The sequence below is a fragment of the Streptomyces sp. NPDC058308 genome (assembly GCF_042880275.1).
Classification (GTDB): Bacteria; Actinomycetota; Actinomycetes; order Streptomycetales; family Streptomycetaceae; genus Streptomyces.
Genome location: NZ_JBHVZA010000018.1, coordinates 68,725 through 90,799, shown reverse-complemented (window position 1 = coordinate 90,799; position 22,075 = coordinate 68,725). Strand labels below are relative to the sequence as shown.

General features: G+C 69.0%; 20 protein-coding genes and 1 pseudogene. 9 read left to right on the top strand and 12 right to left on the bottom strand.

Annotation, left to right across the window (positions count from 1 at the left end):
- Positions 1-65: 65 nt before the first annotated feature.
- Together ACFVYL_RS24095 and ACFVYL_RS24090 are read right to left on the bottom strand one after the other, a co-directional pair.
- Entirely contained in the window at positions 66-413 is a 348-nt protein-coding gene (locus ACFVYL_RS24095; RefSeq protein WP_389719342.1) for a hypothetical protein, read from the bottom strand.
- A gap of 1,096 nt (positions 414-1,509) precedes the next feature.
- On the bottom strand, positions 1,510-1,722 hold the full coding sequence (locus tag ACFVYL_RS24090) for a hypothetical protein (protein ID WP_389719341.1): 213 nt from the start codon (positions 1,720-1,722) through the stop codon (positions 1,510-1,512).
- 456 nt (positions 1,723-2,178) lie between these two features.
- Between ACFVYL_RS24090 and ACFVYL_RS24085 the strand changes: the two genes are divergently transcribed.
- Positions 2,179-2,940: a class I SAM-dependent methyltransferase gene (locus tag ACFVYL_RS24085; protein ID WP_389719339.1), complete on the top strand. Its 762-nt coding sequence runs from the start codon at positions 2,179-2,181 to the stop codon at positions 2,938-2,940.
- Positions 2,941-3,010: 70 nt separating this feature from the next.
- Positions 3,011-3,212: pseudogene (locus tag ACFVYL_RS24080) on the top strand (IS630 family transposase); the annotation flags it as partial.
- Between the two features lie 717 nt (positions 3,213-3,929).
- Here ACFVYL_RS24080 and ACFVYL_RS24075 read toward each other — a convergent pair.
- The 3 genes from ACFVYL_RS24075 to ACFVYL_RS24065 all read right to left on the bottom strand — a co-directional run bounded on the left by ACFVYL_RS24075 (position 3,930) and on the right by ACFVYL_RS24065 (position 6,567).
- Entirely contained in the window at positions 3,930-4,286 is a 357-nt protein-coding gene (locus ACFVYL_RS24075) for a DUF3662 domain-containing protein (protein WP_389719338.1), read from the bottom strand.
- A gap of 99 nt (positions 4,287-4,385) precedes the next feature.
- The gene (locus ACFVYL_RS24070; RefSeq protein ID WP_389719337.1) at positions 4,386-5,504 is read right to left on the bottom strand and encodes a fatty acid desaturase family protein; all 1,119 of its coding nucleotides are present in this window, start codon (positions 5,502-5,504) and stop codon (positions 4,386-4,388) included.
- Between the two features lie 7 nt (positions 5,505-5,511).
- Entirely contained in the window at positions 5,512-6,567 is a 1,056-nt protein-coding gene (locus ACFVYL_RS24065) for a ferredoxin reductase (RefSeq protein WP_389719335.1), read from the bottom strand.
- A gap of 87 nt (positions 6,568-6,654) precedes the next feature.
- On the opposite strand from ACFVYL_RS24065, the gene ACFVYL_RS24060 reads away from it, so the two are divergent.
- Complete coding sequence (locus ACFVYL_RS24060; protein WP_389719333.1) at positions 6,655-7,794, top strand: PucR family transcriptional regulator; 1,140 nt, start codon at positions 6,655-6,657, stop codon at positions 7,792-7,794.
- Positions 7,795-8,339: 545 nt separating this feature from the next.
- Positions 8,340-8,678, top strand: a complete 339-nt coding sequence (locus ACFVYL_RS24055) for a thioredoxin family protein (RefSeq protein ID WP_389719332.1) — start codon at positions 8,340-8,342, stop codon at positions 8,676-8,678.
- Between the two features lie 598 nt (positions 8,679-9,276).
- On the opposite strand, the gene ACFVYL_RS24050 is transcribed toward ACFVYL_RS24055, so the two are convergent.
- The 3 genes from ACFVYL_RS24050 to ACFVYL_RS24040 all read right to left on the bottom strand — a co-directional run bounded on the left by ACFVYL_RS24050 (position 9,277) and on the right by ACFVYL_RS24040 (position 12,016).
- Positions 9,277-10,206 carry an NAD-dependent epimerase/dehydratase family protein gene (locus ACFVYL_RS24050; RefSeq protein WP_389719331.1) on the bottom strand — a complete coding sequence of 310 codons (930 nt, stop codon included), beginning with the start codon at positions 10,204-10,206 and terminating at the stop codon, positions 9,277-9,279.
- Between the two features lie 177 nt (positions 10,207-10,383).
- Positions 10,384-11,025, bottom strand: coding sequence for a Type 1 glutamine amidotransferase-like domain-containing protein (locus ACFVYL_RS24045; RefSeq protein WP_389719330.1), 642 nt, complete (start codon positions 11,023-11,025; stop codon positions 10,384-10,386).
- 55 nt (positions 11,026-11,080) lie between these two features.
- On the bottom strand, positions 11,081-12,016 hold the full coding sequence (locus tag ACFVYL_RS24040) for an NADP-dependent oxidoreductase (RefSeq protein WP_389719329.1): 936 nt from the start codon (positions 12,014-12,016) through the stop codon (positions 11,081-11,083).
- Between the two features lie 269 nt (positions 12,017-12,285).
- Between ACFVYL_RS24040 and ACFVYL_RS24035 the strand changes: the two genes are divergently transcribed.
- On the top strand, positions 12,286-13,197 hold the full coding sequence (locus tag ACFVYL_RS24035) for a LysR family transcriptional regulator (RefSeq protein ID WP_389719328.1): 912 nt from the start codon (positions 12,286-12,288) through the stop codon (positions 13,195-13,197).
- Between the two features lie 161 nt (positions 13,198-13,358).
- Here ACFVYL_RS24035 and ACFVYL_RS24030 read toward each other — a convergent pair whose 3' ends face one another.
- Together ACFVYL_RS24030 and ACFVYL_RS24025 are read right to left on the bottom strand one after the other, a co-directional pair.
- Positions 13,359-14,207: an ABC transporter permease gene (locus ACFVYL_RS24030; protein ID WP_389719327.1), complete on the bottom strand. Its 849-nt coding sequence runs from the start codon at positions 14,205-14,207 to the stop codon at positions 13,359-13,361.
- On the bottom strand, positions 14,204-15,124 hold the full coding sequence (locus ACFVYL_RS24025) for an ATP-binding cassette domain-containing protein (RefSeq protein ID WP_389719325.1): 921 nt from the start codon (positions 15,122-15,124) through the stop codon (positions 14,204-14,206). The genes ACFVYL_RS24030 and ACFVYL_RS24025 overlap by 4 nt, the downstream gene beginning before the upstream one ends.
- A gap of 300 nt (positions 15,125-15,424) precedes the next feature.
- On the opposite strand from ACFVYL_RS24025, the gene ACFVYL_RS24020 reads away from it, so the two are divergent.
- Positions 15,425-16,534, top strand: a complete 1,110-nt coding sequence (locus tag ACFVYL_RS24020) for a sensor histidine kinase (protein ID WP_389719324.1) — start codon at positions 15,425-15,427, stop codon at positions 16,532-16,534.
- Positions 16,531-17,193, top strand: coding sequence for a response regulator (locus tag ACFVYL_RS24015; RefSeq protein WP_389719322.1), 663 nt, complete (start codon positions 16,531-16,533; stop codon positions 17,191-17,193). The genes ACFVYL_RS24020 and ACFVYL_RS24015 overlap by 4 nt, the downstream gene beginning before the upstream one ends.
- Before the next feature lie 5 nt (positions 17,194-17,198).
- On the opposite strand, the gene ACFVYL_RS24010 is transcribed toward ACFVYL_RS24015, so the two are convergent.
- Together ACFVYL_RS24010 and ACFVYL_RS24005 are read right to left on the bottom strand one after the other, a co-directional pair.
- Positions 17,199-17,852 carry a response regulator gene (locus ACFVYL_RS24010; protein WP_389719449.1) on the bottom strand — a complete coding sequence of 218 codons (654 nt, stop codon included), beginning with the start codon at positions 17,850-17,852 and terminating at the stop codon, positions 17,199-17,201.
- A 71-nt stretch (positions 17,853-17,923) separates the two neighbouring features.
- Entirely contained in the window at positions 17,924-18,742 is an 819-nt protein-coding gene (locus ACFVYL_RS24005; protein WP_389719447.1) for a sensor histidine kinase, read from the bottom strand.
- 173 nt (positions 18,743-18,915) lie between these two features.
- Here ACFVYL_RS24005 and ACFVYL_RS24000 point away from each other — a divergent pair, with 173 nt between their 5' ends.
- Together ACFVYL_RS24000 and ACFVYL_RS23995 are read left to right on the top strand one after the other, a co-directional pair.
- Positions 18,916-19,626: an ABC transporter ATP-binding protein gene (locus ACFVYL_RS24000; protein WP_389719320.1), complete on the top strand. Its 711-nt coding sequence runs from the start codon at positions 18,916-18,918 to the stop codon at positions 19,624-19,626.
- Positions 19,623-21,929: an FtsX-like permease family protein gene (locus ACFVYL_RS23995; protein WP_389719319.1), complete on the top strand. Its 2,307-nt coding sequence runs from the start codon at positions 19,623-19,625 to the stop codon at positions 21,927-21,929. Before ACFVYL_RS24000 ends, ACFVYL_RS23995 begins: the two co-directional genes overlap by 4 nt.
- Positions 21,930-22,075 lie beyond the last annotated feature (146 nt).

Here is a 22,075-nt window from a genome sequence, read left to right as displayed (position 1 = left end):
GCACAACTGTGGCAGTGAGCGCGGGCGGTACACGCGTGACGAGCATGCCGCCCGGCCCGCCGCCATCAGCCGAAGTAGAGGCTGACGCGGATGAGAAGGTCGTCGTCCCAGTCGACTTCCCCGCGGATCAGCACGTGGCCGTCGCCAGGAACGACGTTGTAGGTATGCATGGTCGCCGCCCCCAGGAACGGGGTGTTGCTGCCGACCGCGCACTCCGTCAGGGACGCGAAGACCAGGTTCCCAGGCACGGTGCCGGGGATGTTGATCTGCCGGTTGAAGATGCGGTGCGCGGTGATGAAGGCCCACCATGCGCCCGAGGCGGCCGCGGAGGCCGCCTCGTCGGGGGCCCGCTCCGCCTCGACCGTGATCACGCCATCGGCCTCGGTCACCTGTTGTGGCTTCTCGGGTGCCATCTTTCTCTTCCCCTTTCAGGGCAGATCTGCCCTCTGTGCGCAGGCGCGTTGACGGGTGTGTGATGTCATGCGCGGCGCCTTGTGGTTATGAGGGTGGACCGCACAACGGCGAGGGAGTATCCCGAAAATTAGGGAGTGCCCGACTGCGATCAGCGCAGTACTCTCCTGGCCAACCCACCTGGCCAACCCACCGCGTCTACGGACGGCGCGACCTCATGCCATCGGCGGCTGCTGCAGCTGACTGACATCCACGCTGGGCCATGAAGAACTTCCCGACAGGGCTTGTGAAGCAGTCACAAGACCACCAAGTTCGTCCGGACGCCTGCTGGCTGGAGGATGAGCCGAGCCACCTCCAACTGGCCACTGACAGCCGATCCATGACCCTGCAAAGCGGTCGACCTCACTACCCCCCTCGCGCCGCCCCTGCCCCGGCGACCGAGCAGGCTGCCGCCCTGGAAGGATCCGCCCGTGTCGGACATCCCTGCCGCGAAGTCGTCGGCGCTGTTCGTCTGCGTGCACAACGCCCGGCGCATCACCATGGGTTGCGGCGACACCTGTCCCGTCTTTCCCGGCAAGCGGTACCCCGATCGAACGGCGCGTCCACGCACCCATCGACGGGATCGCCTAGCACCGCGCCTGTCGCCTCGTACTCGTGCTTGCGTTTGGCGACGGCCCGAGAGGCCGTGGGCAGTAGGGCCGTCAGCTCGTCGACGGTGTCCGCTGCGGTGCGGATGGCAGGTCAGCTGCCGTAGACGTTGGAGACATGCAGCAGTCCGTCCTCGTCGGTGACCTCCTTGGTGGTGCTCGACCTGGTCACCGAGATCGAGGTCGACACCGCACAGGAACGGGAGCCTGGAGACATCCGGTACGCCTCGCCCGACTGCGCCCCGATCTGAGCCCCTCGGAAGTACCGCTGTTCGGTGCTGGCGCCGCCCCGGCTGCGGGCTGAGCTCTGCTCCAAGATCCCCAACGCGGCATCCGGGCTTGCAGTGCGTGCAAGCTCGGATGCCGTACGCCAGCTGCCAGTCCCCACGGTGCACCTCAAGCGGTGGCGCGCTCTGCCCGAGTCCCAAGCTCGACGACCCACTCAGCAGTTTCAAGCGAGCCGGGTGGTCACCGTGGCGGGCCGGTGACGAACGGGTCTGGGAAGGGGGGCCGTCGGGGACGGGCGCTGCTGGTCGACCCGGGCGCGGCGGTCGGACTCCTCGTCACGGTGGAACCAGATGCCCACCGCGCTACTGGCCAGGACGATCAGTACGATCGACAGCGCTGTCAACAGGGCCGTGCGGGTGCGGTTGCGGCTGCTCACAGTCCCCCAGCACTCTTGCCGACATAGCCACGGCGACCTCCCGAGCGCCCTCGGGGGTGCTCGGCTGGGCAACGTATTCGACGTTGAGGACGTCCTTGCCGAGAAGGGCGGTCAGCTCGGCCTTGGCCCGGCGTCCGGGTCGGCCGCTGGAGGCGGACTCGGAGCGGGACTCTGCGTATGCCTCCTCGCCAAGGCCGGGAACGTCGCTCCAGCCGTCGCCTTGGCGGGTGAGGTTGATGTGCAGTCGGCCGTAACGACCGCTGTCCTTTGTCCACGCTTTACCGCTCGTCACCTTGCACTCGGCCTCGGTCGTGTCAGAGAAGGCTTGCCCTGCCGCTTTGTCGGGTGGGTCCAGCCCAGGGTGCATGGCGGCGCGGCAAGGAAGAGGTTTCCTGACGCGGCGCTACCGTCATGAGGGTGACAGGAATCAATGCCGACCAGCGATGGTCCGAATCCATGCCGGCAGCCTATGAGCAGTACCTCGTGCCAGTGGTCTTCCGGCCGTTCGCCGAGGACCTGACCGCCCGGGCGGCGACACTCCACCCTCGGCGAGTCCTCGAACTCGCTGCAGGGACGGGCGTGTTGACAGCGAACCTGCTCGCAGCGACACCCTCGGCCGAGGTGACGGCCACCGACCTGAATGAGGCCATGGTCGCTTTCGGGTCGACCCGGGCTCCGGGCGCGGTATGGCGGCAGGCCGATGCGCAGCAACTGCCGTTCCCGGACGGGGGATTCGACCTGGTGGTCTGCCAGTTCGGTGTGATGTTCTTCCCCGACCACATCGAGGCCTTCACCGAGATCCGCCGGGTGCTGGCCCCGGGCGGTCGATTCCTGTTCAACACCTGGGGCCCGTTCGGGACGCACGCCTTCGAAGTCGCGCTGCAGGCTGGGCTGGAGCGGGCCTTTCCGGTCGACCCGCCACGGTTCTTCCAGACGGTTCCGCACGGCTATGCCGACCCCGCTGTCGTAGGGGCTGATCTGGCGGCCGCCGGGTTCACCGTCGAGGACGAGCAGGAGCTGACGCTTCAGGGCCAGGCCGCGTCGACCGCCGACCTTGCCACCGGGTACCTCACCGGGACGCCGGTGCGCGCGGCCGTTGAGGAGCGCGGCGACGGACCGGCTGTCCGGGCCACTGTCATCGAGGAGATGACGGCACGGCTGGGCCCTGGGCCGGTCACCGCCCCGATGACGGCGTACGTCTTCCGTGCCGCGGCCTGAACGACGGACGCGCCTGTACAGAGGATTGGCGTGGGTCGATCTCGACGGGGCGCCTAGTACGGACGCCTTGTGCATCGTCTGCGACAACTACTCGCCGCACCTGACAACGAAGCGATGTCAGCGGGTCGGGGCCTGGCCCGCAGTGAACAACGTCGAGATCGCTTACACCTCCGACCAACAGCTCCTCGCTCAACCGGATCGAGGCCCAGTTCACCGCACTCCGCTACGTCGCCCCCGACCACGCCAGCCACAAAGAGCAGGGCAGCATGATGGGCTCGGCCTCGGGGCGCCGGGGCAAAGAGCTTCAGGGCGATGTTGTCCGGGTCGCGGAACTCCAGGATGCATCCGGCGCCGGTCTCCCCTTGATGCCCTTCGGGTCCGGGACGTGATCCACAGCTTCAACGCGGACGGCTTCGGCTCGCTCTACCCGAGGTACGGGGGTGGGCGGCCGAGGGCGTTCCCACTGCCGGAGCGTCGGGAGATCAAGAAGATCACCACGTCTCGCCTACCTCATGGGCGTCGCCCTTGGCCCGGCCCTCGCCACCATGCTGATCCTGAGCTGTTCGCGGCGGGCCGCGCGGGGTCACGTACGAGGTGCCCGTTGGAGCAGCGCAACGATCTCGACCGTCTGCTGTCTGCGGTCCGCCCGGCTCACTGGAGGGCCTCAAGACGCTCCATGTGCTCCTCGCCTCACTGGCCAGGTCGGCCGAGAGCGGTGATGAACGAGTGGCCGAAGCTTCCATGCGGCACCCGTCAGGCCGGGACGTCGTGCACGCTCGGCGCACCTGCACCCAGTGACGGTGAGGCTCTGCCGGGAGCGACTACGGCGGGCTACCTGGAGGCGATCGCGCAGTGCCGTCCCACGGTGACACCTCAGATGATCAACCAGTTCGAGCCGGACATCACCACGCACGCCCGGTTCTGAGCCAGTACAAGCCTCCGGGACTCTGTCGCTTTCCGGAGGCTTCGACTGGCCCGCCGCGTCCCGCTCAGCTGGGATTGACCGCGCTGTGCAGACGAAATAGGCCGACAGTGTCGTCTGGAGCGGCATGTACGTGTACTGAGACCGGGCCGGGAAATGTGTAACCCTGCTCAGCCGCGTGCCGGCAGACCTGAGCGCCGAGCTGGCGTTGCATTTGTGCCTTGTACTTGGCCAGCCGCCGGTGAGCAGTTGTCGGGAGCTCAAGTGTGTAGATGTTGGGTGCAAGGACGCGCTGCCGATCGACGATGATCGTATTGTCATCGCATGTCTGGCGGAGCTCGGCCAGCACTTCTGGCTGGTCCCGCTGCGCAGGCAGCAGGCGCTCCCACAGCGGGTCGGTCAACTTCTCCAGGGCCTTCTCCACCTTACTGATGCTTCCCATACTGAGGCGAGTTCCCGACCAGACGCGATGCACGCATTCAAGCGGGCGGTGGAATCGACTCGCCGCGTCCCGAGCCGGGAATCAGGCCGCGACGAGCTCCTGCTCGCGGTCCAGAGTCTTGACCTTGGGCTTCTTGTTCGGCAGCGAGAGCCGGAAGACCTTGCGCCACGCGGAGGCCACCTGCTTGGGCAGCGGCCCGGTGACGTATTCCAGCTCGTACTTTTCGAACAGCGCGCGCACCTTCACCGCGACCTCGGCGTACCGGTTGCTCGGCAGGTCCGGGAACAGGTGGTGCTCGATCTGGTGTGACAGGTTGCCGGTCATGAAGTGCATGGCCTTGCTGCCGCTGATGTTCGCCGAGCCCATCATCTGGCGCAGGTACCACTGGCCGCGTGTCTCGCCCTTGATCGACCGGCGCTCGAAGACCTGCACGCCCTCGGGGAAGTGCCCGCACATGATCACCGAGTGGGTCCAGATGTTGCGGACCAGGTTCGCGGTGAACGTGGCGCCGAGCGTGGGGAGGAACGACGGGCCCGACAGGAGCGGGTGGATCACGTAGTCCTTGAGCACCTGCTTGCGGATCTTGCGGCCCACGGCCTTGGCCCGCGCGCGGAACTTTGGGTTCTTGCGGCGGCTCTTGGGCAGGTTCTTGCCGAGCTCCAGGTCGTACGCTGCGATGCCGTACTCGAAGAAGCAGGCGTTGATGAAGTTCCACAGCGGCTGGCCGAGGTGGAACGGGTGCCACTTCTGGTCCTCGTCGACGCGCATGATGCCGTAGCCGAGGTCGTTGTCCTTGCCGATCACGTTGGTGTACGTGTGGTGCAGCTCGTTGTGCGAGTGCTTCCACTGCTCGGACGGCGAGACGTGATCCCATTCCCAGGTGGTGGAGTGGATCTTCGGGTCTCGCATCCAGTCCCACTGGCCATGCAGGATGTTGTGGCCGATCTCCATGTTGTCCATGATCTTCGCCACGGACAGCCCGGCGGTGCCGAGCAGCCAGGCGGGCGGGAAGATCGAGAACAGCAGCACGCCCCTGCTGACCAGTTCGAGCTTGCGCTGCGCTGAGATGACTTTGCGGATGTAGGCGGCGTCTTTCTCGCCGCGGTCGGCGATCACCTCGTCGCGGATCGCGTCCAGCTCGCGGCCCAGCTCCTCGATCTGCTCCGCGGCCAGGTGGGCAGTGGGGTCGATGGCGGTCAAGGTGCTCCTACCGTTCGATGTCGCAGGGGCCCGCCGCGGCGGACACGCAGGTCTGGATGAGGACGCCCGGCTCGGCCTCGGTGATCTCGCCGGTACGCAGGTCGCGAACGGCGCCCGCCTTGAGTGGCGTGACGCATCCGAAGCAGATGCCCATGCGGCACCCGGAGGGCATGAGCACGCCGGCCTCCTCGCCGATGTCCAGCAACGGCGTGGCACCGTCCGCGTCGACGGTCTTGCCGGTGGCGCTGAACGTGACCTCGCCGCCGTCGCCGGTGACGACGACGCTGGGGCGGAAGCGTTCGGTGTGCAGGCTCTCTTGGACGCCGTGCTCGGTCCAGTGCTCTTCGGCGGCGTCGAGCAGGCCCGCGGGCCCGCAGGCCCAGGTCTCGCGCTCGGCCCAGTCGGGCACGAGTTCGTCGAGACGGGCGATGTCGAGCATGCCATCTGTGGTGGTGTGCACCTCGGTGAGCCGCAGCTTCTTGTCCGCGACCAGGTCGTGCAGTTCGTTGCGGAAGATCACGTCTTGCGGCTGTGGCGCGCAGTGGACCATGACGACGTCGTCGAACTCGGTGTCGCGCAGCATGCCCATCACGGGCGTGATGCCGCTGCCGGCCGTCAGGTAGAGCACCTTGGCGGGCTTGGCCCGCGGCAGCACGAAGTCACCGGTCGGCTGGTCGAGCTGGATCAGCGTGCCCGGTCTGGCCTTGCGGACCAGGTGGTTGCTGACCTTGCCGTCCGGGATCGCCTTCACGGTGATCGTGACGCGGCCGTCCTGGCGGCTGGTCGGCGAGGTGAGGGAGTAGGCACGCCACAGGCGCACCCCGTCGACGTCGACTCCGATCCGCACGTACTGACCGGCCGTGTGGCCGCGCCAGCCCCGTCCCGGCCTGATCACGATGGTCGCGGCGTCACGCGTCTCGGGGTGCACGGCCTCGATGCGCCCACGCAGGTCAGCGCCCGCACGCAGCGGGCTGACCAGGTCGAGGTAGTCCGACGGCAGCAGCGGCGTCGTGGCCATCTCCAGCAGTTTCCACGCCCTGCTGCGCAGAGCTGTACTCGTCATGACTCCAGCTTGCTGCGCCTCAAGGTGTAAAGTCCTGACCGCAGGACGTAAATCTGGTCGGCTGAATTGTTCGCAGGGAACAAGAACGTGAACGATGCAATCCGGAGGGCCAGCGGACTGGCCCTGGATGAGACGACGGTCACCGCACTTCGGGCCGCGCTGAAGACCACCGCCGACGAGGTCGTCCAGGCGATCATTGACGAGGTCCCTTCCTACGCCAACGCCCTTTCGGGCAGCATGGGCGCCACCATCCGCCGAGCCGTCCGCACCGCCCTGGGTCACTACCTGGACCTCGCGAGCGGGAACGCCACAGGCGGCGACGCCGGTGACGCAGCCTACGAGCTGGGCCGCGGCGAGGTGCGCGACGGCCGTTCGATGGACGCCCTGCTCAGCGCCTACCGCGTCGGCGCCCGCGTGGCCTGGCGATGTCTGGCGGCGGGTGCCGTACCCGCAGGCCTGCCTGCTGCCGAGGTCGCCAAGTTCGCCGAGCTGACCTTCGCTTACATCGACGAGCTCTCCGCCGCGAGCGCCGCGGGCCACGCCGACGAACTGGCCGCCCGGGGCAGGGACCAGGAGCGCCACCTGGAACACCTGGCCCGCGACCTCCTCGCCGGCGCGAGCCCGGACGTGCTGCTGGCCTCTGTTCAACGAGCCGGGTGGCAGCCTCCGGGTTCGCTGACCGCGGTCCTGCTGCCCGCCGCCCAGGCTCGGCCGGCCTACCGCGCCCTCGACCCGAGCACCCTCGTCCTCGACGATCTGCCGGATGCCACCGGTGTGCTGCTCGTCCCCGATGCCGACCGATCACGTCTCTTGCGGCATCTGACCGACCGCACCGCCGTGGTCGGCCCGGCCCGGCCATGGACCCGTGCGTCCGCCTCGTACGCACGAGCCGTACGCGCGCGCTCCCTCTCCTCCGATATTCGCGACACCGAGGCCCACCTGCCCGAGCTGGTGCTGAGCGCCGACGCGGACGCGTTCGCAGACCTGCGTGCCCGAGCCCTCGCACCGTTGCGGACCTTGCCTGTCGCGACCGCACGGCGGCTGGAGGAGACGTTGCGGGCCTGGCTGCTGCACCAGGGCAGGCGGGACGAGGTGGCGGCGGCGTTGTTCGTCCATCCCCAGACAGTCCGGTATCGGATGTCGCAGGTGCGGGAGCTGTTTCCGGATCTCGCATCGCCACACCGGGTCCTTGAACTGACGCTGGCGGTCGGTCTTCGCGTCAGCTGACGCTTACTTCGACCGTTTACGACCGCCTCCGCGAGCGGTCCAGGAATCATGCCTCGTTCTCGGTGTCATCAGCTGGCTCATGCGGCGCGGGGAAGAGCGGTATGAGCCAGCTGAGACCGGGGGGTGATGTGAAGACCAGACGAGGCCTCCACAAGCCCGTCGGGGACGCTGTCTCTGAGAAGCGCGGTGGTGGATTCGGCTCTACTGGATCCGGTGGACGATGCGCACCGACCCGCTCATTGAGCATCTGGGCGGCGATTTGGACCGCTATGCCTCGGAAAACAGCTTTCATGTCCTCGTAGAGGACGCTGTTCTGGCACGAGTTGACCCACGGGCGCGCGGCGGGCTGCAGCTGGGCGACCGGCGGGGCGGTCAGGCCGGGTCACCAGTGGGGCCAGGCCGCTCGCGCTGGGGACCACCGTGGTTCTGTGACGGCCCCGTGCCTCCCTTCCGGCAGGTCAACCGGACGAGCGGCCGGGCCGGCCTGGCACACCGCGCGAGGGATGACGGGGATGGAATGACGGAACGTGAGGTCAGGAGCTTTCATGGCGAACCGGGTTCACCGACCCCGTGAGGACGCAGAGTTCAATTTCATCCTCGGGATGAGCGGAGTTCCGGTCCTCGCATACTTCACCGGGACATGGCCCAAGGCAATCGAGCCCTGCCGGGTGATGGACTTTGTCGTGGGAGGCATCGCCGACGACTACACGGGCCGCCTGACGGCCGTCCGCACCGACATCACGCGATGCCCGGCCGCAACCGAGCGGTACGGGATCACCGGAGCCCCTTCCTACGTCCTGCTGAAGGAGGGAGAGGCGGTGGCGCACGGCACGGGACCTATGACCAGCACCGAGGTACGGGAGCTCCTGGACGGCCACCTCTGAGCGGCCACGGCGGCAGGTGGCCGCGACGCCCTCCACGTCTCGTCTCTGGGAACTGCGCCGCCTGAGACACATTGGGGCTGAGACACCCCCACAAACTCCGGCGCATGCCTCTCTGCGCGTCCAACCAGGTGACCGCAAGGGACCCCGGCGGCGTCGCGTGCGAGGCCGTCATTATGCGGTCGCGGTCCACTGACCAGATGGCGCCGATTGAGGCTCCTTCGTGGGCGATCCAGTTCCGGGCCTGCCTGGCCTTGTGCAGGGTGTCCATGTCCATGGTGCTGCCCATGGCGTGTGAGGCCAGACTGTGCAGCGTGCCGCCCGGCAGTCTGTCGGCAGGGACTGAGGCGACAGCCTCTTCGAAGGTGCACCACCAGGACGGCCCCGGGGCGATCGATGCCGTAGGTTCGCAGGTCGCCCCGAAGCGGCTCGGACAGCGGGTGTGGATCTGGGAGGCCGCGTGGGAGCGGCCCTGGGGGACGGCACAGCAGTACACACTCGTCCCCGACCGGCATGCCGTCGCCCTGCCCGACCACCCTTCGTTCGAACTCGGCGCCGCCCTGGGCCTCCCGGCCCTGACCGCCCACCGCGCGCTGACCGTTCATGACGGCGGACCGGGGCGTATCGCGCCCGGCACCGTGCTGGTGGCGGGCGGCGCCGAGTCGACATCGTCGTGGAGGTCGCACCGGGCGCCAACACCGAGCTCGACGTCGCCGTGGCCGCCCGGGTGCTGTGGTGGCCTACTACTCGGGTGGCGAGGGCGAGACCGCCGAGGGCCGCGCCGACGGCCAGGCCCGCGTTGAGGGTGGACTGGAGGTGGGCGAGCGCACCGGTGCGTTCTTCCTTGGCGATCAGCCCGGCGAGGAGCGCCTGTCGGGCGGCGGCCAGGCCGGACTGCGCGGTGGCGTAGAGACAGGCGGCCAGGAGGAACGGCAGGAAATCCCGTGCGGCCCTCTTCCACGTACCGCACGACTCCGTTTTCGCGGGCCTGCCGGGCGAGCACAGGGATCTGCACGCTGTCGCGTGCCGTGCCCCGGCCGTGGCCGTAGACGAGGGAGTTGCACAGTACGACCGAACGCACGCCTCTGTCCGCCGCGTCCAGGACGAAACGGTCAAGGGCGACACGGTCGGCCTTCTCCTCGATAGGGCGCCAGCTCGCCCCGGGGGCGGCGATCTCCTCGGTGAACACCTCGTCCGCGACAGCACCGCGCGAGTCGGTGCTGACGATGCTGGAGCCGCTGGTGTGCACCAGGGCGCGGCCGGTGTCGGCGAGTCCTTCGACGAGCGCTTCGACGGCGCCCCGGTGGTCGCTGTCGGCGGCGTTGACGACGGCGTCGGCAGCGCGGGCTCGCGCGGTGAGCAGTGCGCTGTCGTCGAGAGTGCCGAGGACGGGGGTGATGCCTCGCCGCTTCAGCTCACGGGTCTTGTCCTCGGTGCGGACGAGACCCTCGACCTGGTGTCCGGAACGCAGCAGCAGATCGGCGACAGAACCTCCGATGTAGCCGGTGGCCCCGGTGACGAAGACGCGCATGGGTGAACTCCAATTCAAGGACGGGGGAGGGGTGGTGCATCTCTTGCCCGGGCAGGGTCGTGGCGGCGGGCTCCGGTGGCTTCCAGGCGACATGGACCGGAGCGCCTTCGAGTACGGTGCCGACCGACTATGACCGAGGGGCATGTGGACCCGGGCGGCTCGTGTCGGTCACTTGGGTCATCGCCTTGCGGTGGTCGACTGTTGATCGACGAGGGTGACTTCCCCGTCGCGGAAGACGCGGTAGGGCACTCCTTCGCGGTCGTAGCGCTCCACGACGCGCTCGATCGGCTCGCTCTCGGGGATCGGCGAGCGGTAGTGGGGGACGAAGGCGTAGTCCAGCAGGCCGAGGCCTTCCCAGAGCGCGGGTCGGCCGTAGGCGGTGACGGCGTCTGCGGGGTCGTCGACGAGTTCGAGGCCGCGCAGACCGGGCGACAGGACGCACGCGCCGGCGCTCCAACCGGCGTAGACGAGGGCGTCGCGGCGCAGCATGCCGCTCAGGATCTCGTCGGCACCGCTGAGGGCCATGGCCAGCCGCAGGACGAACGGGTTGCCGCCGTGGACCCAGACGACGCCGAAGCCGGACAGGCGCTCGGCGAGCGTGTCCGCATCACCGAAGTGGTCCCGCAGGTCAATCTCGGTCGCCTGATAGCCGCGGTCGCGCAGCATCGTGACCTCACGGCCGGTGGCCTGCTGTCGTTGCGGGGCGGGGAGGGCGTCCAGTGCGTTGCCGATGACGGCCGCGGTCCGGTCGCCCTTGACGAGGTCGTCCAGTAGCTCCGGGGCATCCCCGAGTTTCCAGGAGGAAAGAAACAGACGCATGGTCCTGCTCTCGTGACAAAGGGTTCGTGACAGAGGGTTGGTGACAGAAGGGGGATCAGCCGTTGACGGTGAGAACGATCTTTCCGGCGGTACGGCCGGTCTCGCCGATCTCGTGGGCCTTGGCAGCCTGTTCGAGCGGTAGGACCGTGTCGACGCGTACCCGCAGCCGGCCGGATGCGGCGAGGGAGGCGATCTCCTTCATCCCCGCCTGGTCGGCTTCGGTGATCATGAAGGTGGAGCGGAGCCCGAGAGTTCGGGCCTGGTCGGCCAGGTGCGCCTCGGCGGGGGAAGCGAGCGAGACGAGGATGCCGCCCGGGCGCAGGGTCTTGAGGGAGCGCGGTCCGTAGTCGCCGCCGATGGTGTCGATCACGACGTCGATGTCGCGGGCGGTGGTGGTGAAGTCGGTGCGGGTGTAGTCGATGACCTCGTCGGCGCCCAACCCTCGTACGAAATCGTGGTTGGTGGTGCGAGCCGTGCCGATGACGTGTGCGCCACGCGCCTTGGCGATCTGTACGGCCATATGTCCGACGCCACCGGCTGCGGCATGGATCAGCACGCGTTGCCCGCGACGGACGTCGGCGGTGTCGACCAGGGCCTGCCACGCGGTGAGCGCTGCCAGGGGGAGGGCAGCTGCCTTCACGTGGGAGAGGTTTGGCGGTTTGGGGATCAGGTGCCTGGCCGGGGAGGTCACGTACTCGGCGTAGGTACCGGCGGGAGTCGGCTGGCGTGGCATGCCGAATACTTCGTCGCCGGGCCCGAACAGGGTGACCCCCGGCCCGGCGGCTTCGACCACGCCGGATACGTCCCAGCCAAGGCGGATCGGAACATCGCCCGCCAGCCCTCCGGTGGACCGGTGCCACCAGTCGGTCGGGTTCACCCCTGCTGCACGTACATGGACAAGAACTTCGGCGGGGCCGGGCACTGGGCGCGGCACCTCGATGATCTTCAGGACGTCCGGTCCGCCGAAGGAGTCCTGGCCTATGGCGCGCATGGTGATGTTCCTTGTCTGTGCGGCACGCCGTCCGTCGTGGTCCGGCCGTGCGGGTGGAAAGTTCGGAGGCTCTGCGTTCGGAGTGCAGGGCCTGGTCGGAGGGACGGGTTCGTCCGTCGGTCCGGCACGGAGAACGGGGATGGATTGGGTACGTCCTCACGGCTTCCGGCGTCAGCCGGAAGGCAGTTCAGGCTCTTACGGGCCTGACGCGCCAACAAGCTGGCATAGTGCAACGGTCGTTAAGGTGGATTTAACGTTCGGGGGGTCGAGTGCTGGAGCGGCTTGAGTGGGAGGCGTTCCTGACGCTGGCGGAGGAGTTGCACTTCGGTCGCACGGCCGAACGTCTGCATGTGAGCACCGCCCGGATCAGTCAGACCGTCAAGAGGCTGGAACGCAAGATCGGCACGCCGCTGTTCGAACGCAGCAGCCGTCATGTCTGCCTCACCGAGGCGGGTCGGCTGCTCTACGACGACGTACGTCCTGCCTACGATCAGATCGTGGCGGCCTTGGAGAAGGCGACGAACGCCGCGCACGGTGTCGACAGCGTGCTCCAGGTCGGCTTCCTCGGCGCGGCCGCCGGACAGCTCATGGTTCAGGCCGCCCAGCAGTTCGACCGACGTCATCCCGGGTGGCGGGCTCGGCCCAGGGAGATGCAGATCGTCGATGGCCTCCGGCGGTTGCGCGCGGGTGATGTCGACGTTCTGGTCGTGAGCCTGCCGCACCACGAACCCGACATGGTGACCGGGCCGGTCCTGTTCTCCGAGTCCCGGGTGCTGGGGGTGTCGTCCCGCCACCCGCTCGCGCGCCGTGCCGACGTCTCGCTGGAGGACCTGGCCGCGGTCAAGATGCTGCAGGTGGCCGGAGCCTTCCCCGACTACTGGCGTGCGGACCGCACCCCCTGCATGACGCCGAAGGGCCGCCCCGTCGAACCGGGTCCGCAGTTCGAGACGCTCCAAGAGGCCCTGGCCCTGATCGACGCCGGCGAGGGGGCCTTCGTGATGGGCGCCCAGGTGTCCCGGTTCTACGCACGCCCCGGCGTCGCCTATCTCCCGCTGAGCGACGCACCGCCCCTGGAGTGGGCGCCCACCTGGCTCGTCGCCAATACCGCACCCCAGATTCACGCCTTCAACCAGGCTGCCCAGAACGTCGCCTCCCGAATCTCTCCCGCAGTTCGCAGCTGACGCCATCGTGCACCGCCTCCGAAGGGGCGTACTTCTTGAGCACGTTCGGTCGCATGTCCCGGTCGCGGAGTCGCGGAGTCGCGGAGTCGCGGAGTCGCGGAGCCGAGGCGGTCTCGGTGAGCGGGAGGGCAGTACGCGTTCCGCTGTCCAGGTCCGGCCGCTCAGACGTCGCGACGCCGGACGAGGACCACGGCCGGCGTCAGGCCGATCAGCGGCCAGAGTGCGTACACGAGCCAGGAGCCGGGCACGGTGGGCATGAACGCAAGGTCGTCCGGTGTGGGCCCCCAGTTCTGGACCAGGCGCTTCCAGGCGGCCAGCAGCGTGCTGTGGTTGACGGTGGCGGACCAGCGGGTGCTCGTCGAGAAGAGCGTGGGCAGGATCAGCAGGACGAAGGTGCTGGCGATCATGGTGGCGGCGCCGTGGCGGAGCAGGAAGCCGAGGGCGAGACCGATCAGCGCGCAGAGTGGCGTCAGGAGGGCGGATGCCACCAGTGCCCGCAACACCCCGGGATGGGTGAGCGGCACTCCGGCCTGTTCCGTACTCAAGACGGCCTGAGCGGTCAGGAAGGAGCCGAGCGAGATGAGCGCACCCACGGCGGTCCACAGCCCGGCGGTGGTCACTGCCTTGGCCAGTACCGCGGCGCCGCGTGCGGGGACGGCCACTGTGGTGGTGCGGATCATGCCGTTGCTGTACTCGCTCACCGCGCCCAGGGCGCCCATCGCGCCTGCGACGAGCATGAGCGTCATGTAGCCGGCCGTAGGGAAGGCGGTGAAGGGCCGGAATACAGGGGGTTCCTGGCCGTCCCGCCCAGGGGAGGTGAGGTTGTTGTCCGCGATCGCCGCCACGGCTGCGGAGCCGATGACGAACAGGGCGACCAGAGCAATGGTCCACCAGGTGGAACGCAGGGAGCGCATTTTGATCCACTCGGAGCGGATGAGATCGGCGAAGCGAGGCGGGTGCCCGATGCGGGCGGAGGAGGGGATCGCCGTGCTGCGGCTGACAGTGGTCATGAGGTGTGTCCTGCCGTGTATTCGACGCTGTCGGCGGTGAGTTCCATGAAGGCGGCCTCCAACGAGGCCGTCCGAGTGGTCAGTTCGGTCAGCACGATCCGGTTGTCGAGGGCGAGTGCGCCGATACTGTCCGCGGACAGCCCGGTCACCGTGAGTCTCTCGGTGCCACCGGAGCCCTCCGGTGCGACTGCCGCGCCTGCGGCAGTCAGGAGGCCGGTCAGCTCGGCGGCCTGAGGCGTGCCCACCACCACCGTGCCCCGGGTGCCGCGGGCGGCGAAGTCCGATACCGGTTCGGCAGCGATGAGGCGGCCTCGCCCGATGACGACCAGGTCGTCGGCGGTGTTCTCCATTTCCGACATCAGGTGGCTGGAGAGGAAGACGGTGCGGCCCTCGGCGGCCAGGCGGCGAAAGAGGCGGCGCATCCAGAGCACGCCTTCCGGGTCCATGCCGTTGACCGGTTCGTCGAACATGAGCACCGGCGGGTCACCCAGCAGGGCGGTGGCCACACCGAGACGTTGCTTCATGCCCAGGGAGAACCCGCCGACGCGGCGGTCGGCGGCGCCGACGAGCCCCACCTCCTCAAGCACCTCGTCCGCTCGGCGCGGTGCGATCCCGTTACTGGCTGCGAGGGCGCGGAGGTGGGACCTGGCGCTGCGCCCACCGTGCACTTGCTGGGCGTCCAGGAGGGCGCCCGCGTGGTGCAGTCCGCGTGCGTGACCGCGGAAGCGGACACCGGTGACGGTGGCCGTGCCGCCGGTGGGTGCGTCCAGACCGAGGATCATGCGCAGGGTCGTGGTCTTGCCCGCCCCGTTGGGGCCGAGGAAGCCGGTGACCCGGCCCGGCCGCACGGTGAAGGTCAGCCGGTCGACGGCTGTCTTGTCGCCGTAGCGCTTGGTGAGTTCGTTGACTTCGATCATGAGGACAACACTCGGGGAGGGGCTCCGTACGGGCATCGGGCCGGAGATGGCAGTTCGGTCGTGCATTCCATCCCCGGGTGTAAGCCCGGGGGATGGAGACCGCCCGTCGCGGGATGGCTAATCTCTCGGGATGAACATCAGATCGAACACCTCCTCGCAGCACCGCGGCGCGGACCGTGACCGCACGTCGGAACGGACCCGCGCACGATGAGGACGAGAGCCACGGTGTGGGCCGGAGGTTTCCTGCACGTCATGGTGCACGGGTTGTTGGTGGGGACTGCCACGCAAACGTCCGCCACGATGCGTGCCGTGGGGTCCCTGCTGGCCCTGGGGCTCCTCACCGAAGTGGTGCGGCGCGCGCCCGTGGCGGCTCTGACGCTGGTGCTGTGGGGGGTCTCCTTCATGATCGCGGGCGACCCGAGTCCCGCCGGGGCGCGGTCGTCGGTCGCTCACCAGGGACAGTTCCTCGCCTATCTGGCGGCCGACTTCATTCTCGTACGTATCGTGGCCACCCGCCCGCGGCGGACCGCGGCCACCGCCGCGACCGGCGTCGTCACCGTGCAACTGCTGATGGCTGCCGCCTTCTCCCACGGCAACAGCATGATCGTCAACGTGTTGATCGCGCTGCCGGCTCTGGTCGCATCGTGTGCGGTCGGTCTGCTGGTCCGTGAGCGGCGCGAGCACGCGGTGGCCCTGCGGGCGCAGGAGGTGACCGAGGCTGTCACCGCGGAACGGCTGCGGATAGCCCGTGAGTTGCACGACATGGTCGCGCACAGCGTCGGCATCATCGCCATCCAGGCAGGCGCGGGCAGCCGGGTGATCCGCACACAGCCTGCGAAGGCGCAGGAGGCCCTGCAGGCCATCGAGGCCACCAGCAGGGAGACGCTCTCCGGTCTCCGGCGCACCTTGGTCTCGCTCCGCCGCGCAGATCGTGAGACGGCGGCCCCACGCACGTCACCGCTCCCGCCGGCGCCGGGACTCGCCGACGTGGAGCGGCTGGCGACGAGCACGGCCGCCGCCGGGGTCCACGTCGACGTACGCCGCACCGGTGAGCCGCGCCCGCTGCCGCCCGACATCGACCTGTCCGCCTACCGCATCGTGCAGGAGGCACTCACCAATGTGGTCCGGCACGCCCGCACCGGGCACTGCCGGGTGACCATCGGACACGAGCACCGCGAACTGACCGTCGAGGTCGTCGATGACGGGGCCGGCCCTACCGGGGGAGCGGGCTCCCGTCCCGCCGGTCCGGGCCCGCACCACACTCACGGATTCGGTCTCGTGGGCATGCAGGAGAGGGTCGCCCTGCTCAACGGTCGCTTCAGTGCCGGACCGCGTCCCGACGGCGGCTTCCGGGTCTCGGCCCGGATGCCGCTGCCGGAAAACACCTCGCTCGTGCTGGAGAGCCGATGACCGTACGCGTGGTGCTCGCCGACGACCAGCCGCTGGTGCGGTCCGGCCTGCGCATGATCATGAGCGAGTACCCGGAACTGGAGGTCATCGGCGAGGCCGCGACCGGTGCCGAAGCGGTCCGGTGTGTCGCGGAAGTCGGTCCGGACGTCGTGGTGATGGACATCCGCATGCCCGGCATGGACGGCATCGAGGCGACCCGCCTGATCACCGACGCCACGACCGATACCCGGGTCCTCGTCCTGACCACCTTCGACGAGGACGACCACGTCTACGCAGCGCTGCGTGCAGGCGCCAGCGGCTTCGTGGTCAAAGACATGGCGCTGGACGACATCGTCGCGGCGATCCGCGTGGTCGCGGCCGGAGACTCACTGCTCGCACCGGGGGTGACGCGGCGCCTGATCGCGGACTTCGTCGGACACCGCGAAGACGCCCCGCGGCGCTCGGTGCGGCCGGTCGAGGGCATCACGCAGCGCGAACAGGAGGTCCTCACCCTGATCGGACAGGGCAGGTCGAACACCGAGATCGCGGAAGACCTCTTCATCACGGTGGCCACCGCCAAGTCACATGTGTCGCGGCTGTTCACCAAGCTCGGCGCCCGGGACCGGGTCCAGCTTGTGATCACGGCGTACGAGTGGGGGCTCGTTGTGCCGCCACGCTGAGTGCGTCACGACGGACTGACGACGTCGTTGGCGTCGCCCGGTGAGACGAGGCCCGTCTCGTAGGCGAGGACGACGGCCTGGGCGCGGTCGCGCAGGGCCAGTTTGGAGAAGATCCTGGCGACGTGGGTCTTCACCGTTGCTTCGCTGAGTGTCAGGTGCCTGGCCAGTTCGGTGTTGGACAGGCCCCGGCCCATCAGCGTCAGCACCTCCCGCTCACGTGGTGTCAGTGCCTCCAGGTCTCGGTGGACGGCTGGGACAGCGGGGCCCGGGCCCGGGTTGGTGCCCGGCGTCCGGGTGTCGGAGGCGAAGCGTTCCACGAGGCGGCGGGTGATCGCGGGTGCGAGTAGGGCGTCACCGGTGTCGACCAGGCGTACCGCGGCGGCCAGGTGTGCGGGGGTGACGTCCTTGAGGAGGAAGCCGCTGGCTCCGGCGGCAAGGGCGGCGTAGACGTATTTGTCGAGGTCGAAGGTGGTCAGCATGATCACCCGGCATTCCGGGGCCTGGGCGAGGATGCGGCGGGTGGCTTCCAGGCCGTCCATGTGCGGCATACGGATGTCCATCAACACGACGTCGGGCCGCAGTTCCCGTACGGCGGTCACGGCCTGGACGCCGTCGGAGGCTTCGCCCACCACGTCGATGCCGCGGGCGGTGAGGATCATGCGGAAGCCGGTGCGCAGCAGTTCCTGGTCGTCGGCGATCACGACGCGCGGGGCGGGCCCGGTGGGCGTGGTCACGGGCGGTCCAGGGGGATGCGGGCGCGGACGCGGTAGCCGCCGCCGAGGCGGCGGCGGGCGTCGAGGTCGCCGCCGTAGACGGAGACGCGTTCGTGCAGACCGAGGAGGCCGCGTCCGGTGCCGTCCGCTCGCTTCCGGACCGGCGCGGTCGGGGCGGCTGCCGTGCCCGACAGGACGCTCGGTCCGCTGTTGAGCACTTCGACGCGCAGGTGGTGGTCGGCGTATCGCACTGTCACTTCGGCTTTCGTCCCGTCTCCGTGTTTGAGCGCGTTGGTCAGGGCTTCCTGGATGATCCGGTAGGCGGTGACGTCGATCCCGGTCGGCAGCGGGCGCGGCTCGCCGGAGATCCGTATCTCGACGGGCAGGCCGGCGAAAGCGATCTTGTCGATGAGCGGGGTCAGCCGGCTCAGGCTGGGCTGCGGCGACAGGTCCACGTCGTAGGGCTCGTCCTCGCCGTCCTGGGCGGGGGCCAGCAGACCGAGCAGGTGCCGCAGCTCGGTCATGGTGTTGCGGCCGGCGGTCTCCACGGCGCTCATCGCCGCGGCGGCTTCCTCGGGCAGGGTGGTGAGCACCTCGCGGGCGGCTCCGGCCTGGACCACCATGACGCTCACGTTGTGGCTGACGATGTCGTGCAACTCCGCGGCGATCCGGGCCCGTTCGGCATCGACCGCGGCCCGTGTCGCGCTCTCGCGCTCGCGTTCCAGCAGCCAGCCGCGTTCCTCGATGGCCTTGCGGTACCGGCGCCGCGCCCGCGCCGCGGCCACGGCCAGCCATCCGGTGGTACCGACTGCCGCAGCCACGGCGATGATCAGCACTGTCGTCAAAGTTTCCCCCACGTGATCATCTTCGCAGGTGTACGACGCGGCAGGCATCGGCCTCCCGGACGGGGCTCGCCCCTGCCCCTCGTACATCCCCAGGATGACCCGCGCCCACGGATACATCCGGGGGGCGACGATCAGTGATCGCCACCGGGCCTAGGTTTCGGGGCATGAGAAACGATCACGACGGAGCCCGGCCGACAGTGGTGTGGCTGGACGGCGTACACAAGGAGTTCGGCGACGCGAAGGCCCTGGACGGGCTGTCGCTGGAGATCAAAGCGGGCGACGCGGTCGCGGTGATGGGGCCCTCCGGCTGCGGCAAGTCCACCCTGCTCAACATGGTGGCCGGCCTGGACCGGCCGACCTCGGGCACCGTCGAGGTCCAGGGACACGACCTCGGCAATCTGAACGAGACGGGCCTGGCACTGTTCCGGCGGCACCACATCGGCATGATCTTCCAGTTCTTCAACCTCATCGACGACCTGCCCGTCCTGGACAACGTGGCACTGGCCGCGCAGCTGACCGGCACGCCGGCCCGGCAGGCGCGCCGCCGGGCCCTGGAGCTGCTGGACGAACTGGGTGTCGCCAAACGCCGCAACAACTATCCCGCGACGCTCAGCGGCGGCGAGCGCCAACGCGTAGCCGTGGCACGGGCCTTGATGAATCGCCCGGCCCTCCTCCTCGCGGACGAGCCGACCGGCGCACTGGACAGCCGGTCGGGCGAGCAGGTGATGGACCTTTTGATCGACCTCAACCAGATCGGCCAGACCCTGCTGATCGTCACTCACGACCCGCAGCTGGCCACCCGCTGCGCCAGCCGGCTGATCGAGGTCGCAGACGGCCGCATCGCCCGCGAGCGCACGCTGGATGTGTCGGCATGAGGGCCGTGTGGAGAGCCTCGCGCGCCGCGGTGAAACGCCGCCGGGTCCAGACCTTCGTGATCGGTCTTGTGGTGCTCTGCTCCACCACGACGATCCTGCTCGCCCTCACCCTGTTGACCGCCGCGTCGAGCCCTTTCGACAAGGCGTACGCCGAACAGCGCGGAGCCCACACCGTGGCCTCCTTCGACACCAGCAAGGTCACCCCGGAGCAGCTGGCGGGGTCCGCGAAGCAGCCTGGAGTCGAGGCCGCCGCCGGACCATTCGGACAGGCCGTCCTCGACATCCCCAAGAACTGGCTGTGGATGGCGGGGGGCACCCTGAGTGTGGTGGGACGGGCCGATCCGGCGGGCCCGGTGGACCGCATCGACCTCCTGGAGGGGCACTGGGCCACCAAGCCCGGTGAGATCGTCGTCAACTGGTCCGTCCAGGGATCTCCCGGCACCGAACTCCTCGGCACGAAGCTGAAGGCGCCCGGCGGAACGACGCTGACCGTCGTCGGGTTCGCCACCAGCATGAGCAAGTCGGCGAGCGCCTGGGTCTCACCCCAGCAGATGACCCGACTGCACCCCACCTCCGCTCAGATGCTCTACCGCTTCACCCACTCCTCGACCGAGGCCGAGCTGAGCACCTCTCTTGCGCGGGCCACCAAGATGCTGCCCAAGGAAGCCCTCACCGGGGCGCAGACCCACCTCACCCTCAAGCAGGCCTTCTCCGCGCTGGCCGACTCCTACCTCCCCTTCATGACCCTGTTCGGCATCCTCGGCCTGCTGGTCTCGATCCTGATCGTCGCCAACGTGGTCAGCGGGGCGGTCGTCTCCGGCTACCGGCACATCGGCGTCCTCAAGGCCCTGGGCTTCACCCCTAACCAGGTCGTCGCCGTCTACCTGACGATGCTCTCCGTACCGGCCCTGGCGGGCTGTCTGCTGGGCACACTGGCCGGCAACGCTCTGGCCGGACCGATCGTGAAGGTCGCCTTCACCGGGATCGACGTGGGTCGGGCGACGGTCGGCGAGGTCAGCCCCTGGGCGACCGTGGCCTGCCTCGTGGGCATGCCCGCCCTCGTACTCCTCGCCGCACTGGTGCCCGCCCTGCGTGCCCACCGGCTGCCCGCCGCACGGGCCATCAGCGCCGGCGGCGCACCCCGCACCGGGCGCGGACTGCGCGTCCAGCGCATGCTAGGTGCCACCCGGCTGCCGCGCCCCGTCAGCCTGGGCCTGGGCCAGCCCTTCGCCCGCCCCGCCCGCACCCTGCTGACCCTGGCCGCCATCGTCCTCGGCGTCACCACCGTGACCCTGTCGACCGGACTGACCAGCACCCTGGTCGCCTACGGCAACGTCGCCAAGGAGGACGGCGCCCGCATCCAGGTGACCACCGGCGGAACGGACGGCACCGAGAAGGTCCCCCGCCTCGGCGACGTACAACTGGAGGAACGGCTGCGCGCCCTGCCAGGCGCGAAGGGGGTACGGGCCCGCGCCTTGTCCCAGGCGAACATGATCGGCCAGACCCAGCCCGTCTTCGCCGACTTCTACCGCGGCGACAACTCCCTCTACGAGCGCACCATCGTCAAGGGCCGTGCCCCGAAGGCGGCGGGTGAGATCGTGGCCGGACCGGCGTTTCTCACCCAACGCGGCCTGAAGATCGGCGACCGCACCATCCTGGAACTGAACGGAAAGAAGATCACCGCGACCGTCGTGGGCCAGGTCATCGAAGGCAACGCCCGCGCGTTGGAAGCAAGTTGGGAGACCCTGACCCGGATCGCACCCCACGCCCACGCCACCGAGTACACGGTGCGTCTCGCCCCCGACGCCGACGCCCGCGCCTACGCCGACGCGGCCGGGAAACTCGACCCGGCCGTACACGCCTCCGTGCTGGACCCAGACAACGCCGGCACCACCACCGTCATCACCTTCTCCGTCGTGTTCACCGGACTGCTGACCCTTGTCGCCTCTCTCGGTGTCTTCAACACTGTCCTGCTCAACACCCGCGAACGGCGCAGGGACCTGGGCATGCTCAAGTCCATCGGCATGACACCCCGTCAGGTGATCCTGATGGCGGTCACCTCGGTCGCCGGACTCGGCGCCATCGGCGCCCTGCTCGGCATCCCCCTCGGGGTCGCCGCCCACCGCCTCGTCGTGGACCACGTCGGTGTGGTCGACTTCCCCGAGTACATGAAGGACGTGTGGCACGCGCCCCAACTGACCGCGATGTTCCTGGCGGGCGTGACGATCGCCGTTCTCGGTGCACTGATCCCCGCCCGGACGGCGGCCCGCACCACCATCGCCACGGTGCTGCACACGGAATAACCGCCACGGCGCGGTGGCCGGACTCCATGAGGATCACACTCATCACCCACAACCCGTGCGGCAGTCCTGGATCGCCCTCAGCAGCGGCCTAGCTGGGACGTCGCCGTGCCCGACGGCGCAACGCGCATGCGCCGGTGGCCCGGCAA

Excerpts from the sequence above, each read along its gene's own strand:
- ACFVYL_RS24095 (WP_389719342.1), bottom strand. The coding sequence starts at position 413 with ATGGCACCCGAGAAGCCACAACAGGTGACCGAGGCCGATGGCGTGATC.
- ACFVYL_RS24085 (WP_389719339.1), top strand. The coding sequence starts at position 2,179 with ATGCCGGCAGCCTATGAGCAGTACCTCGTGCCAGTGGTCTTCCGGCCG.
- ACFVYL_RS24065 (WP_389719335.1), bottom strand. The coding sequence starts at position 6,567 with ATGACGAGTACAGCTCTGCGCAGCAGGGCGTGGAAACTGCTGGAGATG.
- ACFVYL_RS24055 (WP_389719332.1), top strand. The coding sequence starts at position 8,340 with ATGGCGAACCGGGTTCACCGACCCCGTGAGGACGCAGAGTTCAATTTC.
- ACFVYL_RS24050 (WP_389719331.1), bottom strand. The coding sequence starts at position 10,206 with ATGCGCGTCTTCGTCACCGGGGCCACCGGCTACATCGGAGGTTCTGTC.
- ACFVYL_RS24045 (WP_389719330.1), bottom strand. The coding sequence starts at position 11,025 with ATGCGTCTGTTTCTTTCCTCCTGGAAACTCGGGGATGCCCCGGAGCTA.
- ACFVYL_RS24040 (WP_389719329.1), bottom strand. The coding sequence starts at position 12,016 with ATGCGCGCCATAGGCCAGGACTCCTTCGGCGGACCGGACGTCCTGAAG.
- ACFVYL_RS24030 (WP_389719327.1), bottom strand. The coding sequence starts at position 14,207 with ATGACCACTGTCAGCCGCAGCACGGCGATCCCCTCCTCCGCCCGCATC.
- ACFVYL_RS24025 (WP_389719325.1), bottom strand. The coding sequence starts at position 15,124 with ATGATCGAAGTCAACGAACTCACCAAGCGCTACGGCGACAAGACAGCC.
- ACFVYL_RS24020 (WP_389719324.1), top strand. The coding sequence starts at position 15,425 with ATGCGTGCCGTGGGGTCCCTGCTGGCCCTGGGGCTCCTCACCGAAGTG.
- ACFVYL_RS24015 (WP_389719322.1), top strand. The coding sequence starts at position 16,531 with ATGACCGTACGCGTGGTGCTCGCCGACGACCAGCCGCTGGTGCGGTCC.
- ACFVYL_RS24010 (WP_389719449.1), bottom strand. The coding sequence starts at position 17,852 with ATGATCCTCACCGCCCGCGGCATCGACGTGGTGGGCGAAGCCTCCGAC.
- ACFVYL_RS24000 (WP_389719320.1), top strand. The coding sequence starts at position 18,916 with ATGAGAAACGATCACGACGGAGCCCGGCCGACAGTGGTGTGGCTGGAC.
- ACFVYL_RS23995 (WP_389719319.1), top strand. The coding sequence starts at position 19,623 with ATGAGGGCCGTGTGGAGAGCCTCGCGCGCCGCGGTGAAACGCCGCCGG.